The sequence below is a fragment of the Pseudohalocynthiibacter sp. F2068 genome (assembly GCF_023015645.1).
Lineage (GTDB): Bacteria > Pseudomonadota > Alphaproteobacteria > Rhodobacterales > Rhodobacteraceae > Pseudohalocynthiibacter > Pseudohalocynthiibacter aestuariivivens.
Map to the genome: position 1 here is coordinate 247,079 of NZ_JALKAK010000004.1, position 15,619 is coordinate 262,697.

13 protein-coding genes are annotated in these 15,619 nt (G+C 53.0%); 9 read left to right on the forward strand and 4 right to left on the reverse strand.

The genetic code is table 11. The features are described from left to right. The 5 genes from MWU63_RS07225 to MWU63_RS07245 all read left to right on the forward strand — a co-directional run bounded on the left by MWU63_RS07225 (position 1) and on the right by MWU63_RS07245 (position 5,202). Positions 1 to 1,596: an ABC transporter substrate-binding protein gene (locus MWU63_RS07225; RefSeq protein WP_213888506.1), complete on the forward strand. Its 1,596-nt coding sequence runs from the start codon at positions 1 to 3 to the stop codon at positions 1,594 to 1,596. A 66-nt stretch (positions 1,597 to 1,662) separates the two neighbouring features. Then, on the forward strand, positions 1,663 to 2,655 hold the full coding sequence (locus MWU63_RS07230) for an ABC transporter permease (RefSeq protein WP_343229455.1): 993 nt from the start codon (positions 1,663 to 1,665) through the stop codon (positions 2,653 to 2,655). Beyond that, a complete protein-coding gene (gene nikC, locus MWU63_RS07235) occupies positions 2,652 to 3,578 on the forward strand; it encodes a nickel transporter permease (protein ID WP_213888505.1) in 927 nt (308 codons plus the stop codon). Before MWU63_RS07230 ends, nikC begins: the two co-directional genes overlap by 4 nt. Beyond that, the gene (locus MWU63_RS07240; protein ID WP_213888728.1) at positions 3,572 to 4,429 is read left to right on the forward strand and encodes an ABC transporter ATP-binding protein; all 858 of its coding nucleotides are present in this window, start codon (positions 3,572 to 3,574) and stop codon (positions 4,427 to 4,429) included. Before nikC ends, MWU63_RS07240 begins: the two co-directional genes overlap by 7 nt. Then, positions 4,426 to 5,202: an ABC transporter ATP-binding protein gene (locus tag MWU63_RS07245; protein ID WP_213888504.1), complete on the forward strand. Its 777-nt coding sequence runs from the start codon at positions 4,426 to 4,428 to the stop codon at positions 5,200 to 5,202. Before MWU63_RS07240 ends, MWU63_RS07245 begins: the two co-directional genes overlap by 4 nt. A 3-nt stretch (positions 5,203 to 5,205) precedes the next feature. On the opposite strand, the gene MWU63_RS07250 is transcribed toward MWU63_RS07245, so the two are convergent. Genes MWU63_RS07250 through MWU63_RS07260 form a run of 3 tightly spaced genes read right to left on the reverse strand, consistent with a single transcriptional unit; the run spans position 5,206 to position 7,426 of the window. Beyond that, positions 5,206 to 6,015, reverse strand: a complete 810-nt coding sequence (locus MWU63_RS07250) for a substrate-binding domain-containing protein (protein WP_213888503.1) — start codon at positions 6,013 to 6,015, stop codon at positions 5,206 to 5,208. After that, a complete protein-coding gene (locus tag MWU63_RS07255; RefSeq protein WP_213888502.1) occupies positions 6,012 to 6,728 on the reverse strand; it encodes an ATP-binding cassette domain-containing protein in 717 nt (238 codons plus the stop codon). Before MWU63_RS07255 ends, MWU63_RS07250 begins: the two co-directional genes overlap by 4 nt. After that, positions 6,722 to 7,426, reverse strand: coding sequence for an ABC transporter permease (locus MWU63_RS07260; RefSeq protein ID WP_213888501.1), 705 nt, complete (start codon positions 7,424 to 7,426; stop codon positions 6,722 to 6,724). The genes MWU63_RS07255 and MWU63_RS07260 overlap by 7 nt, the downstream gene beginning before the upstream one ends. A 243-nt stretch (positions 7,427 to 7,669) precedes the next feature. Between MWU63_RS07260 and MWU63_RS07265 the strand changes: the two genes are divergently transcribed. The 4 genes from MWU63_RS07265 to kdsA all read left to right on the forward strand — a co-directional run bounded on the left by MWU63_RS07265 (position 7,670) and on the right by kdsA (position 14,455). Further along, positions 7,670 to 9,487 carry an autotransporter assembly complex family protein gene (locus MWU63_RS07265; protein ID WP_247077408.1) on the forward strand — a complete coding sequence of 606 codons (1,818 nt, stop codon included), beginning with the start codon at positions 7,670 to 7,672 and terminating at the stop codon, positions 9,485 to 9,487. Then, positions 9,484 to 12,729, forward strand: coding sequence for a translocation/assembly module TamB domain-containing protein (locus tag MWU63_RS07270; protein WP_213888500.1), 3,246 nt, complete (start codon positions 9,484 to 9,486; stop codon positions 12,727 to 12,729). Before MWU63_RS07265 ends, MWU63_RS07270 begins: the two co-directional genes overlap by 4 nt. A gap of 95 nt (positions 12,730 to 12,824) precedes the next feature. Beyond that, on the forward strand, positions 12,825 to 13,631 hold the full coding sequence (locus tag MWU63_RS07275; RefSeq protein WP_213888499.1) for a manno-octulosonate cytidylyltransferase: 807 nt from the start codon (positions 12,825 to 12,827) through the stop codon (positions 13,629 to 13,631). After that, positions 13,628 to 14,455, forward strand: coding sequence for a 3-deoxy-8-phosphooctulonate synthase (kdsA, locus tag MWU63_RS07280; protein WP_213888498.1), 828 nt, complete (start codon positions 13,628 to 13,630; stop codon positions 14,453 to 14,455). Before MWU63_RS07275 ends, kdsA begins: the two co-directional genes overlap by 4 nt. 3 nt (positions 14,456 to 14,458) lie before the next feature. Here the strand turns inward: kdsA and MWU63_RS07285 are convergent, their stop codons facing one another. Continuing rightward, positions 14,459 to 15,460 carry a KpsF/GutQ family sugar-phosphate isomerase gene (locus tag MWU63_RS07285; protein WP_213888497.1) on the reverse strand — a complete coding sequence of 334 codons (1,002 nt, stop codon included), beginning with the start codon at positions 15,458 to 15,460 and terminating at the stop codon, positions 14,459 to 14,461. Between the last annotated feature and the right edge of the window lie 159 nt (positions 15,461 to 15,619).

The window sequence follows — 15,619 nt, forward strand, 5'->3', positions numbered from 1 at the left end:
ATGATAAACTTTAAACCAATCCTCGCGGGTGCAGTGCTTGCGCTTGCGACGGGGATGACCGCATTGCCTGCGGCGGCGGAAACGCCGGCCAACATGCTTGTGATTGCAAACCGAATAGATGACATAACAACACTTGATCCGGCGCAATCCTTTGAGTTTGCGGGCAGCGACGTTAGCCGAAATGTTTACGGCAAGCTCGTAAACTTTGACCCACTAGACCTGACCGCAGGTTATCAGCCTGATCTCGCGGAAAGCTGGACCGTGTCTGAAGACGGCCGGACCATCACGTTTACCATGCGCGAAGGAGTAACGTTCCATTCCGGCAATCCGGTTACGGCGGCTGATGCTGAGTTTTCACTGCGCCGCGTAATTATCCTGAACAAGACACCAGCGTTCATTCTGACGCAATTTGGCTTTACGCCAGAAAATGTCAGTGAAACGATTGTGGCGGACGGAAACACCCTTTCGATCACCACTGACAAGCGCTATGCGACCTCTTTTGTGCTGAACTGTCTAACGGCTACGATCGGCGGTATCGTTGATATGAAAACCGTGATGGAGCATGAAGTCGACGGTGACATGGGTAACACATGGCTTGCGACGAACACTGCAGGGTCCGGTGCTTACTCTGTCCAAAGCTGGAAGCCAAATGAGTCTGTAACTCTGGTTTCCAACCCTGATTTCTATTTAGGCGCTCCGGCAATGGAACGCGTGATCGTGCGTCACATTCAGGAAAGCGCCACGCAGCGTTTGCTGCTTGAGCAAGGAGATATCGACGTTGCGCGCAACCTGAACCCGGAAGACATTTCAGGTATCACGGGTGTTGATGGGATTGACGTTGATAGCGAACTTCGTGGCCGCCTGATGTATATCTCTCTTAATCAGGCTCACCCTGTGCTTAGCAAACCGGAAGTTCGTGAGGCGATCAAATACCTGATCGACTATGAGGGTATGCAGGACAGCTTCCTGCGTGGTCAATACACGATCCACCAAAACTTTTTGCCTGCGACCTATCTGGGTGCGATTGACGATGCGCCTTACAGCCTGAACGTTGACCGTGCCAAGGAACTTCTTGCCGCCGCTGGTGTTGAAGGTCTGGAAATCGAAGTTGGCGTACGTGAAGCACAAGAGCGGATCGAAATCGCGCAAAGCTTCCAGAACACCATGGCGCTTGCGGGCATCAAGGTGAACATCACCGTCGGTACAGCGAAGCAAATCCTTGGGCGCTACCGTGCTCGTGAGCTTGACGTTTACCTTGGTGCATGGGGTCCGGATTACCCTGACCCGCATACCAACGCAGGTACTTTTGCGTATAACCCTGATAACTCGACCGAAGCAGGTGCAACTGGCCTTTTGGCTTGGCGCAACAGCTGGGACACGGGAGGGCTCACCGAAATGACAGCGGCTGCCGTTGTCGAAGGTGACCGTGACGTGCGGGCGCAAATGTATGGCGACATTCAGCGCAAGTTCCTGGAAATTTCACCGTTTGCGGTCATGTTCCAGAAAATCGAACAGACCGGTCGTCGCTCCAACGTCCAGAACCTAGGCCTCGGCGGCGCTATTACCGCAGTATCCTACTGGCCGGTGACAAAGTAAGTGGCAAATACGACTGATACCTCGAAAGGGCGGAACACTCCGCCCTTTCTACAAGCGCTACTTTCAATTGTACGAATTATAGGCTCCATCGCGATAACGATGCTGGGGCTGTTGTTTATCACTTTCATAATTGGGCGGGTGATGCCGGTTGATCCGGTTTTGTCCATTGTCGGCGAAAGTGCGTCAAAGGAAACATATGACGCGGCGTACAAGGCGATCGGATTGGATAAACCCCTGATCGTGCAGTTCGCAACCTACATCTGGGATGTCATCACTGGCGATTTCGGTGTTTCGCTTCTTAATGCACGTCCTGTAGCCGATGATATTAAACGCGTTTTTCCCGCAACGCTTGAGCTTGCAACCCTCGGCACCCTGATTGGTGTTTTCGTAGGTGTTCCTCTGGGTGTGATTGCGGCGGTCAAGCGCGGTTCCTGGATTGACCAGATCGCACGTGTTCTGGCTCTGGTTGGTTATTCGATGCCGATCTTCTGGCTCGGCCTCGTGTCCCTTCTTATCTTTTACGGAATTCTGGGCTGGGTTGGTGGACCGGGGCGGGTAGGTATCTTTTATGTGGATATCGTTCCCGAAGTGACCGGCATGATCCTTGTCGACAGTCTTCTTGACCGCAACTGGGATGTGTTCCGCGATGCGTTGAGCCACATCATCTTACCTGCACTGCTTCTTGGGTATTACAGTTTGGCTTATATCAGCCGTATGACCCGCAGCTTCATGCTGGAGCAACTGAGCAGTGAGTACATCACGACAGCACGAGTGAAAGGCCTGTCAGAACGCGCTGTGATTTGGCGCCATGCGCTGGGCAATATCAAGGTTCAGCTGATCACAGTGATAGCACTGTCATACGCCGGGTTACTCGAAGGTTCGGTTTTGACCGAAATTATCTTCGCGTGGCCCGGTATCGGCTCGTACATCACAACTGCTTTGCTATCTGCGGATATGAACGCAGTTATGGGTGGAACCGTTGTTGTTGGGCTGGTCTTTGTCTGTCTGAACATTTTCTCGGACCTTCTTTACAAATATTTTGACCCGAGGGCGAAATGAGTCAATCAGAAGCACAAAAACAAACTTTGCGCGAATGGCTTTTGACTGATACGCCGCAGTCGCGCCATCAGGCGCGGATGGTGGCGCTTTATCAGGGGTGGCTCTCATTTAGCACCAACACGATGGCGATGTTCGGCCTTGGCATCCTGATATGTCTTGGTCTGGTTGCGTTGTTTGCACCTTTGATTTCGCCACATGATCCGTTCGCGCAGGAACTTGGAAACAGGCTGCAACCTCTCTGGTCCGAGGGTCACGTGTTTGGCACGGATTCCCTTGGCCGTGATATTCTGAGCCGTCTTATCTATGGCTCGCGGATTACGCTGTATATTGTTGCTTTAGTAGCGCTGATCGCGCCAGTTGCGGGTTTGCTGGTGGGGACGGTTGCGGGGTATTCTGGTGGGTGGCTCGATGTGATCCTTATGCGGATCACCGATATTTTCCTTGCTTTTCCACGCCTTGTCTTGGCGCTGGCCTTTGTTGCAGCACTTGGTGCAGGGATTGAAAATGCTGTCCTTGCAATCTCGCTTACGGCCTGGCCGCCCTATGCGCGAATCGCGCGGGCTGAAACGCTGACCATTCGTAACTCCGACTATATCAGTGCCGTGAAGCTGCAAGGGGCCGGGGCGACACGGATTGTAACGAAACACATCTGGCCGCTTTGTATTTCGTCGCTGATTGTGCGGGTTACACTCGATATGGCGGGTATTATTCTAGCAGCCGCGGGGCTTGGTTTCCTTGGCCTTGGCGCGCAACCGCCGAGCCCTGAGTGGGGCGCCATGATATCAGAAGGCAGACGGTTCATCCTTGATCACTGGTGGGTTGCCACCATTCCTGGGCTTGCGATTTTTACGGTCAGTCTTGCGTTTAACCTGCTTGGTGATGGTTTGCGGGATGTGCTTGATCCAAAGGATGGTGGATCATGAACCTGCTTGATGTGGAAAACCTTTGGGTGAAGTTTCCTACCCGCAACGGTGTTTTTGATGCGGTTCGTGGAGTGTCTTTTACCCTTGGTCAGGAACGCCTTGGTATTGTTGGTGAAAGCGGTTCCGGTAAATCAATGACCGGCCGCGCAATTCTGCGCCTGATCCGACCACCGGGTCAGGTAACGGCTGAACGTATCGCGGTTGAAGGCGACGACATTATGGCGATGAGCGAAAAGGAAATGCGCTCGGTTCGCGGGCAGCGCATTTCGATGGTGATGCAAGACCCTAAGTTTTCGCTCAATCCCGTGATGCGCGTCGGAGACCAGATTGTGGAGGCATACGCGATCCACGCCAAGTCAACCAAGGCAGATGCAAAACGCAAGGCAATGGAGATGCTCGAAGCTGTTTCGATCCGCGATCCGGAGCGGGTCTACCGTTCATATCCGCATGAATTGTCAGGTGGCATGGGCCAGCGGGTGATGATTGCGATGATGATGGTGCCCGACCCCAGAATTCTGATTGCGGACGAGCCGACATCGGCCCTTGATGTTTCCGTGCAAACCCAGGTGCTGCGGATCATGGACAAGCTGGTGCAGGAACGCGGCATGGGGCTGATTTTCATCAGCCATGATCTTAATCTTGTGTCGTCTTTCTGTGATCGGGTTTTGATCATGTATGGTGGCCGGATTGTTGAGACCTGCGTGGCGGACAAACTGCACGAGGCGCAACACCCCTATACGCGTGGTTTGCTGAATTCGCTGCCGCGACTGGACGTAAAACAAGAGCGTCTCGCGGTGTTGGAACGCGATGCAACATGGCGCGATACAGACAGCGTGAGCGGGGCGCGATGAACGGAATCTCAGTAAAAAACCTGAAAGTCTGGTTCGGATCAGGAAAAGACCGGATCGATGCTGTTAAAGACGCAACATTTGATGTTCCAAAGGGCGAGAGCTTTGGCCTCGTCGGGGAAAGCGGGTCTGGTAAATCTACCATTCTGCGCGCCATAACTGAACTTGCCCCTAATTGGTCCGGCGCAATTCATGTTGCTGGAAAGACCTTGGATCACACCCGGGACAACGAATTTTACAAGACTCTGCAAATGGTCTTTCAGGATCCCTATGCATCGCTTCATCCGCGTCATTCGGTGGATCAGGTGCTCAGTGAAACGCTTTACCTGCATGGTTTTGACAATATCGAAAAACGAATTGTAACCCTGCTTGATGATGTTGGGTTGGGGCCATCTTTCCGGTTCCGCTATCCGCACCAGCTGTCTGGTGGGCAACGTCAAAGGGTGGCGATTGCACGTGCTTTGGCGCCGGAGCCATCGTTTCTGTTGCTGGATGAGCCAACCTCGGCGCTCGATGTGTCGGTACAGGCGGAGATACTGAACCTGCTCACGGACCTTAGGGCAGAACACGGCCTGACATATCTGATGGTGTCACATGATCTTGCGGTCGTTGGGCACATGTGTTCACGTATTGCCGTGATGCAGCTTGGCGAAATTGTTGAAGTGATGACGGCCGAAGATATGCGGGCAATGCGCCCAAGCCATCCGTACACGAAACACTTGCTTGAGGCGTCAATCGGCTACAGCCGTGAGGCTGCCGCCGATATCGTTGCCTAAGACTTACTCTGCCACCGCGTTGTGGGTGAACAGCGTTTCACCATTTATTGTGTAGCCATCAATCAAAACGCGCGCACGGTCACTGACCAGCCATTCCTCCAGAGCATTCGCAAGGTCGTTTTTTACGTGCGTGTGCAGCTTCGGGTTCACTGGTATAATTGCGTACTGATTGAACAGAACCGGATCGCCCGAGAACAGCAAAGCCAGATCGCCCTTGTTACCAAAGTTAAGCCAGCTTGCCCGGTCTGACATGACGTAGGCATTCATGCCGCTAGCGGTATTCAGTGTCGCGCCCATACCTGCGCCAACCGAACGGTACCAGCTTTCAAATGTACTGTCGTCAAGACCTGCGCTGGCCCAAAGCGCACGCTCTTTCTTATGTGTTCCGCTGTCGTCACCGCGGCTGACGAAAGGCGTTTCTGCATAGGAAATGAGCGTCAGGGCAGACGCCGCATTCTCGGCAGAACCAATTTTTGCGGGGTCGTCATTGGGGCCGATCAGCACAAAGTCATTATACATAATCTCGCGTCGGTGGGTTCCATACCCGGCCTCCAGGAAGGCGTCTTCAGCCTTGCGGGAATGCACGAGAATTGCGTCAACATCCCCGGCCTCACCCAGGCGTAATGCCTGACCCGTGCCAACCACCAAAAGCTGAACGTCAAGCCCGATATCTTCTGCGATTGCAGGCAACAGGATATCTGAGAGGCCAGAGTTGTGAAAAGAAGTCGTTACCGCAACTTTAATTTCTTCTGCTATGGCGATTGATGCTGACATGACAAATGCGGTTGCCAGCGCAATTTTAGAAAATCTCATTCCAATATGTCTCCTCGTAAAAAGGCTTGGGCTTCGTGGGTTTTGGGTGCTGAAAAAAATGTTTCAGCCGATCCATATTCGTGGATCATACCCTTGTAAAGAAACGCTATCTCTGTTGATAAGCGCTTCGCCTGACCCATATCATGGGTCGCCATCACGATTCTGGTTCCTGCCCGGTACGCCTCCAGTAAAATGGTTTCGATTTCGCGGGTTGCCCGACCGTCAAGATTCGCGCAGGGCTCATCCAGGAATAAAATTTCTGGTTTGCGGATCAATGCGCGCGCGAGTGCAAGTTTTTGCTTTTCGCCCCCTGACAGAACCGTTGCAGGGCGATCAAGCGCCTCGCCTAGACCAAGACGGGTTGCCCATTCTGCTGCGCGCGCGCGTGCAGCTTTTCTGCCCGTTCCAGTCAGAAGCAACGGGTAAGCAATACAGTCTACGACACGTCGGCGCATCATGATCGGGGTCTGAAAGACATAGGCCTGTTGTCGTTGCGCCTCTGCTTGCGAAACGTTCCAGCGAACACCGCCTTTGGAAACGCGCCCCAAGCCATGCATGAGTTGAAGAAAACTCGTCTTACCAGACCCATTCGGCCCGATCACAATGGTAAACCCTTTGGCCCCAACCGTCAGGTCTACGGGACCGATAAGGGTTTTGCCCCGCTTTCGGGTCGCTGCACCTGTTAGCACCAAAGGCAGGATTGATTTCACCATCTTCCTCCCTGTTCTGTACGCGACAAAATGTGGATTGCCAGGTTAAGAACGATGGCCAAACCGATCAGGATGAACCCAAGCCCAAGCGCGAGCGCGAAGTCGCCTTTGCCTGTCTCAAGCGCGATGGCGGTTGTCAGAACGCGTGTTGCGTGATCAATGTTTCCACCAACAATCATGATCGCACCAACTTCGCCAATTGCGCGCCCAAACCCAGCCAATGCTGCCGTCAGCAAGGCGCGCCTTCCGTCCCATATCAGTGTCATGATTCTTTGACGTTTCGTTGTGTTCAGAGACAGCAAAAGATCATGGTATTCTGCCCAGAGTTCCCGGATTGCCTGATGGGCGATAGACGCAATAAGCGGCGTTATAATTATCACTTGCGCGATGATCATCACCGTTGGCGTGAACAAAAGCCCCAATACGCCGAATGGCCCGGAACGTGAAAACAGAATATAGACAAAAAGCCCGACAACAACGGGTGGCAGCCCCATCAGGGCGTTAAGCACAGCAATCGTGTAACGCCGCATTCTAAAGCGATTTACCGCAAGCCATGCACCAAAGGGCAAACCCAGCAACGAACCGATGGCGACTGCACTTAGCGTCACCTGAAACGACCGCAGGGTGATTTCTGCAAGTTCACCGTCAAAGGTAATGATAAGGCGAAACGCGGCGCTTAATCCTTGCAGAATGTCATTCATTTAAAGCGCCGATTACTCTGTTCTGATGTAAGGTCACAATGATCCCGACCAAGTTATTCTACAAGTTAAAATAAAAGATAAAGCCCAATCCGACACACCTGTTTCGATTGACGTCAAACAAAGTAAAACTTTGATTTTCAGGATATACAGAACCCGACGTCTATATTCAGATAACGTAACAATCCGTATGGTAAGACCACGCGTTGCGACGTATCAGTAAGGTGAGTTTTTGGGGTGATATCCATGATGGCCGATTTTTTACGGTCTCTGACGAGGATATGGCAAAGCGGTGCTTTTGCTGTCTGTCTGGCGATGGGGTTTGTTCAGCCTGCCGCAGCGCTGGACACCGTCCTATTCGAAACAGGGGATGTGCCGGAACGGGTTACAGACGTTCTTCGCGAGACATCCTTGATTTTAGCTGCACAGAGAGATGGGGTTTCCGCCCCACAAGATCTCGTCGCGGCTGCGCGCGCAGACTATGGGCGCCTGGTTGCAGCACTTTATACGCAAGGGCGATACAGTGGGACTGTGAACATCTTGATTGATGGTCGCGAGGCAGCTTCGATCCCGCTATTTCAGCGGTTGACCGAGGTTCGCAGGATAGAAGTTCGTATTCGTCCGGGCCCGGTTTTCCGGTTTGGGGACGCGCAGGTAAGGCCGGTTGCATGGGGTAGCGAATTACCAACTGGTTTTGCAAGAGGCGCGACAGCCTACAGCCCGCTGGTGGGTGATGCCGTTAGCGCGGTCATTGATGGATGGCGAAATATCGGGCACGCAAAGGCAAATATTGAACGCCAGTCTTTGCGCGCAGATCACTTGTCACAGACTCTGGAGGTTGATGTTAGCGTTGCGCCAGGCCCAAGGCTTCGCTTTGGCAAACTTCTCGTCGAAGGCCAAAGTAACGTACATACATCACGTATCATAACAATTGCAGGTCTTCCGGAGGGCGCCGTTTTTTCTCCGGACGATGTGGAGGCAGCCGCCATACGGCTGCGCAGAACCGGGACGTTCCGGTCTGTCGCATTGAGCGAAGCTGAAACAGTCGGGCCGAATAATACACTCGATATCACGGCTGCAGTTGTTGACGAAAAGCCGCGCCGTTACGGGGTTGGCGCAGAAATTTCAACACTCGAAGGGCTGTTGTTGTCTGGGTATTGGATTCACCGAAATCTTCTCGGCGGTGCGGAACGGCTGCGCATAGATGGCGAAATCAGCGGCATTGGCGGTGAAACGGGTGGCACAGATTATAGCTTTGGCGCAAGGTATGAAAGGCCAGCGTCGATTGGTCCTGATACTTCTGTCTTTGTGACGATAGAAGCAGAACGCTTGGACGAACCGGATTTTCAATCTGACAACCTCGGTTTTGGTGTTGGTGCACATCGGATATTTTCAGACACGCTTGAAGGTGAGCTTGCGATTGAAGTGCGCAATGCGCGTGTGACCGACACCAGCGGAATAAAAGATTTCAATCTGCTGAGCCTGCCTGCCACGCTCATATGGGACAAGCGCGACAATGCGTTAAATCCGACAAGTGGCTTTTATCTGGCCGGTGAACTGCGCCCGTTCGTTGGATTTGGAACAACCTCCTCGGGCCTGCGGATTGAAACTGATGCACGTACTTATCGTGGCTTTGGTGAAGAGAACCGGTTTGTTTTGGCAGGGCGTTTTCAACTTGGCTCGGTCGTAGGGCCGACTGTAATCGATTCGCCGCCTGACTACCTGTTTTATTCAGGCGGTGGTGGTACTGTTAGGGGTCAGTCTTATCAGTCGCTTGGCGTTAATCTTGGGGGTGGCATACGCCGCGGGGGGCGTTCATTTATCGGCCTTTCCTCTGAACTGCGAACAAGCTTTACCGAAAAACTGGGCGCCGTCGCGTTCGCAGATGCGGGATACGTTGGCTCGGGTTCCTTTTATGACGGTAACGGGGATTGGCACGGTGGCTTCGGGCTTGGACTGCGATACAACACCGGCATCGGGCCGATACGTTTTGACGTTGCCGCACCTGTAGGGGGAACTGGGAATGGTCTGCAAATCTACGTTGGCATAGGACAATCATTTTGAAACGGTTTGCCGCAATAGTTCTGTTGCTTCTGCTGCCCTGTTTTGCTTTCGCGCAGACAGAGACCAAGGATGACCGTGATTTTCTGACGGCGTTTCTGGAAGATAATCTCTCTGATGCAGGGCGTGAGGTGCGCGTCAAAGGTTTTTCAGGTTCACTAAGCGCCGAGTCCACCATTGAAGAACTCACCATTGCAGATGATGGTGGCGTCTGGATCACGTTGCGCGATGTGGTGTTAGACTGGAATCAATCGGCGCTTTTGCGTGGTCGCCTTGAGGTGAACACACTGAGTGCGCGCGAAATTTTGCTCCCTCGCTTTCCAAAGACCGACGCATCCACACCAAGCCCTGAAGCAACAGAATTTACACTGCCGGAATTGCCAGTTTCTGTCGAAATAGCCGCGGTCAAGGCAGACCGCGTGGTTCTTGGTGCCGCTGTTCTGAGCCGCGAAGCGACAGTCAAGTTAGAGGCGAGTCTTTCGTTAAATGCTGGTGCTGGAGACGCAGAAGTCAGTATTGCAAGGATCGATGGTGAACTCGGAACGCTTCGCTTTGCGGGTGGTTATAGTAACGCGACACGCGAATTGAGCCTGGATGTCGCTTTGAGCGAAGGCAAGGGCGGCATTGTTTCAACGTTATTGAATCTTCCCGATACGCCAGCGATTGCGATGACTGTTAAGGGAACAGGAGCTCTTGATGACTATATAGCCGACATAAGTCTCTTGTCTGACAACGAGCCCCGACTTACCGGCCAGATTACAATTGTTGCACTGCGGGATGAAAATGACAGCTCAAATCTTGGCCACGCGTTTGGTGCTGAGATAGGTGGTGATATTGCGCCGTTGTTCGCGCCTGATTACCGGTCCTTCTTTGGCTCGGATATCCAGTTGAAACTACGCGGTGAACGGCTGACCGACGGGCGGGTGACGCTGGACACACTGGCCTTGAAGGCGCGCTCCGTTTCGATTGAAGGGAGTGGCGCGATTGGGGCAGAGGGCTGGCCAGAACGTTTTGAGTTAGAAGCAGAAATTAGTGATCAATCGGGTTCGCCTGTTTTGTTACCACTTTCAGGAAGCAAGACGCTTGTCGACAGCCTTACGCTTGATCTTGCATATAATCATGCAAATGATGACGATTGGAAAGGAACGCTTCTGTTAGATGGGCTGGTCAGTGAAAATCTGACAGCTGAAACTCTGTTGCTGGCTGCAACAGGCAAGATTTTTGCAAGAGACGGAACAGCGCTTGGCCGCGTGACAAGCGAAGTGTTTTACAGTGCGGACGGTTTAATTCTGCGGGACGAAGGTTTGGCCGCTGCGCTGGGTTCTGAAATTTCCGGTGACACTCAGGTGGAATGGATTCAGGAAGAACCCGTCGTATTGCGCAACGTAATCTTAAACGGCGATAACTTTTCCATTTCAGGACAGGCCGCCTTTGCAGGGCTGCAAGATGATTTTAATGTGGAAGGGGAAATACTTCTAACATCTGGCGATCTTTCACGCTTCTCTCTGCTTGTTGGTCGCCCGCTGAAGGGGTCTGGACGTATTAACTTGGCGGGGCAGGGTGATCTGCTGGGCGGATCTTTTGATCTGACACTGAAAGGCCAGACACAAGACCTTGGAATAGGTCAGTCAGAGGTTGATCGTTTGCTTCGCGGCACGGCTGATCTATCGGTAGCTGTCGCGCGTGATACCACGGGTCTAAGAATTAACCAGTTTGAAATCGCCACACCGGAACTTACCGCAGGCGTATCCGGCCAGCTAGGATCAGAGACTGGTGATCTCAGATATGCTGCAAGTTTAAACAACCTCGGAATATTTGTTTCAGGGTTGAATGGCCCGCTTAGCCTGAACGGTACGGCAAGCCGGAACGGTGGCGACTGGCAGATCGATGCGAATGGCGATGGCCCTGCTGGAACCGTGCTAAGTATTACTGGTGGCGTTGTCGTTGACGGCCAATCAGCCAACCTTGCGTTGGCGGGCAATGCGCCATTGGGGCTTGCAAACCCACTTATTACGCCGCGCACGCTTGACGGTAACGCATGGTTTGATCTGCGGTTGGACGGGCCTTTCGCGTTGTCGTCAATTTCCGGTCAGGCGACGGCGGGAGCGGTGCGTGCGTCGATCCCATTGTTGCGGTTGGCGCTAACAAACGTCGCTGTAAACGCACAGATTTCCGGTGGCCGCGCGGTAATTGACTCAACGGGTGCGGTCACATCGGGCGGTCAGTTTTCAGTGAATGGCCCGGTATCTTTGACGCCACCATATGCTGGCGAACTGGCGGTACAATTGCGCAGCGTTGGATTGATAGATCCGGCGCTTTATCAGACGAACGTCAATGGCGCTGTGACCGTAAATGGGCCAGTTACGGGGGGCGCGCTGATTGCCGGTGATTTGACACTTGGACCGACCGAAATACAGGTTCCAACATCTGGATTTACAGAGGGCGGCGACTTGCCCGGGCTTGTTCATGTGAATGAACCTGCCAGCGTCAGGGAAACGCGGCGCCGTGCTGGATTGCTAGACAACGATGCAGGAAGCAGTGGAGGTGCTGCTTATCCGGTTGATCTGACAATTTCTGCGCCATCGCGCATATTTGTTCGTGGTCGCGGTCTTGACGTCGAACTTGGTGGTGAGCTGCGCTTGGGCGGAACAACGGATAACCTCATTCCGTCAGGGCGGTTTGATCTGATCCGGGGGCGGCTCGACATTCTGGGAAAACGCCTGACACTTGATGAAGGTTATGCACAGTTGCAGGGTGAATTTGTGCCCTACTTACGGCTCGTCGCGACAAGTTCTGCAGATGAGTTTACCGTCAATGTTATCGTTGAAGGCAATGCTGCGGATCCGACGATATCCTTCACATCTCAACCTGAACTGCCCGAGGACGAAGTGCTCTCGAGGCTCTTCTTTGGACGCGCTATAACAGAAATTTCTCCGTTTCAGGCGGCCCAGCTTGCGTCTGCTGTTGCAACCTTATCCGGGCGGGGCGGTGTTGGGCTCGTGTCGCGACTAAGGGACAAGTTTGGTCTGGATGATCTTGATGTTGCCAGTAACCAAGAAGGCACCACCGGAGTACGTGCCGGGAAGTACATTTCCGAGAACGTCTATACCGACGTGACGATTGGCAGCGATGGAACGAGCGAGATTAACCTGAACCTGGATATTTCCCCGGCTTTGACCGTCAAAGGTGGGCTTGGGCAAGATGGTAACACCAGCATGGGTGTATTTTTCGAGCGAGACTACTAGCGTAAAGTTCGCCTTGTCAGCGCAATGCCGCAATAAATGCAAACTCGCGCGACAAAAAGCTTGGACTCGTCGTCTGGATAAGCCATCACCGTGGCATGAGCAAAGATGTTATTATTGTAATCCCCGCCCGCTATGCGTCGACCCGGTTCCAAGGAAAGCCCTTGGCACCGCTGGTAGGGGCAACAGGTAAGTCAAAATCCCTGATTGAACGCAGTTGGATTACCGCGATGCAGGTGCCAAGTGTTGCCGCTGTTTATATTGCTACAGACGACGCGCGTATTGCAGAGGCCGCGCGCGGTTTCGGCGCCGAAGTTCTGATGACTTCGGACGCCTGCGTCAACGGAACAGAGCGGGTGGCAGATTCACTTAAAGACCTTTCGCAGCTTCCTGATATCGTTGTAAATCTTCAGGGTGACGCCCCGCTGACCCCACATTGGTTTTTAACAGCTCTGATTGATGAAATGCGGGCTGATGTGTCTGTCCAGATGGCAACGCCCGTTTTGCGGTGCGACGGTCAGACCCTGTCCAATTTCCGTGAGGACCGCCGAAATGATCAGGTTGGTGGCACCACTGCGGTATTCGATAAAACGCGAGACGCACTCTATTTTTCGAAAGAAGTGATCCCATATACCGACAGCGACTATGCGGATGAAGCTGAAACACCCGTCTTTCATCATGTAGGCGCCTATGCCTATCGACCAGCTACATTGGCTGAATATGTAAACTGGGGTGAAGGTCCATTGGAAAAGCTTGAAGGGTTGGAACAACTCCGGTTTCTGGAGCGTGGAGTTAAAGTACGCTGTGTCGAGGTAGATGCACGCGGCCATGTTTTCTGGGAACTAAACAACCCGATTGATGTTGAACGGATCGAAGCTGTGCTGCAGCAAAGAGGTGAAGAATGAAAACTGTAACCGTCGGAAATGCGGATTTTTCGAACACTGCACCCTTTGCGCTGATCGCTGGCCCTTGCCAGCTTGAAGGCCTTGGTCACAGCCGTCAGATTGCTGAAACGCTTGTTGGTATCTGCAGCGATCTTGCGATTCCGCTGGTTTTTAAAGGCAGTTTTGATAAGGCAAACCGGTCAAGCCTGTCGGGTAAACGCGGGCTTGGGATCGACGAAGGATTGTCAATTCTGTCAAAAATTTCCACTGAATTTGGCTGCCCGACCCTGACCGATGTACATAGTGCGCAGCAGTGCCCAGTTGCGGCCGAAGCCGTTGATATTCTGCAAATCCCAGCATTCCTGTGCCGTCAGACCGACCTGCTGCTTGCAGCGGGGGAAACCGGGGCAGCGATAAACGTGAAAAAGGGACAATTCCTCGCACCCTGGGATATGGGCAATGTTGCTGACAAGATTGCCAGCACCGGGAACGACCGCATACTTTTGACGGACCGTGGAACATCCTTTGGTTACAACATGCTGGTCAGTGATTTCAGAAGCCTGCCGATCATGGCAGATACCGGATATCCGGTGGTTTTTGATGCAACACACTCGGTGCAACTTCCGGGTGGACAGGGCACATCATCTGGCGGGAAAAGAGAGTTTGTACCGCCGCTTGCACGCGCGGCAATTGCAGTCGGCTGTGCTGCTCTGTTCATAGAAACGCACCCTGACCCTGACAACGCGCCAAGCGACGGGCCAAACATGATGCCGCTCGATCAGATGGCAGCAATGCTGAAGCGCCTGAAGGCGATTGATAATTTGACGAAAGCAGAAGTCAGCTGAGGGTCAGGCGACACCACGTTGCAGAAGCTGTAATACTGTGACAAGCCCGACCGGCTTGCTGTCTTCAACAACAAAAGCAGCAGAAATCTTGTTTTTTTGCAGGATATTCAGGGCGCGCGCACTTAGCCGCTCGGGCTCAAGTCTCACGCCGCCCGGTGTCATCAGGCTTGCGGCTGTGGCCTTCCAGATCACTGACTTCATTGTGCCAGAGGCATTGCTTTCAAGGTAGCGTCTGATATCGCCATCCGTGATGACACCAACCAGATTACCACCCACGTCTCGCATCCCGACGATGCCAAACCCTTTGTTTGAAATTTCAGAGATGACTTCGATGATAGGTGCATCCATTTCGACGAGTGGTAGCTGATCACCCTTAAACATGAGCTCACTGATTGGCTGCAGCACGGAACCGAGCTTGCCGCCGGGATGAAAATTCCGAAAACTTTCTTCGGAAAAACCGCGCATCCGAAGCAATGTAACTGCCAAGGCGTCGCCCATAGCCAATTGCAACAATGTTGATGTTGTGGGAGCCAGATTGTGCGGGCATGCCTCTTCTGCGTGGGGCAGGATGATTGGGTACTGCGTTTTACGTGCGAGCGTACTTTCGCTATTTCCTGTGATCGAAATCATGGGAACATCAAAGCGCGCGCAATAGGCAACAACATCTGAAAGTTCGCGGGTTTCACCAGACCATGACATCAACAAAACGACGTCATTGTCCTGTATGACACCCAAGTCACCATGGCTGGCTTCAGCCGGGTGCACGAAATAGGCAGGGGTGCCGGTTGAAGAAAATGTTGCAGCAAGTTTGCGCGCGATATGGCCACTTTTCCCAACGCCAGACAGGATCAGCCGCCCCTTCATTTCTAGGATCAGGCGCGCCGTATCGGAGATTACGTCACCATTGCCGTTTTTTGTGAGCTCCGCCTGCATTTGTTCCAGCCCGTCCTGAAAACATCTGAGCGATGCCAGAACAGATTGGAGTGGGTCTATTTTTTCTAACATTGCTTGCCTCTTTGCCTTTACTGGCGTCCTTCGGGCATTTGGCCTTGCCGCGACTGTTGCGCACAATATGCCTCGTGCGCGCCCCCTTCCTCAAGCGCTGAATGACGTGGTTCGCAAACAACGCTGCTTTATTGTTTCGAGTCTAAAGCGAAAAGAAAT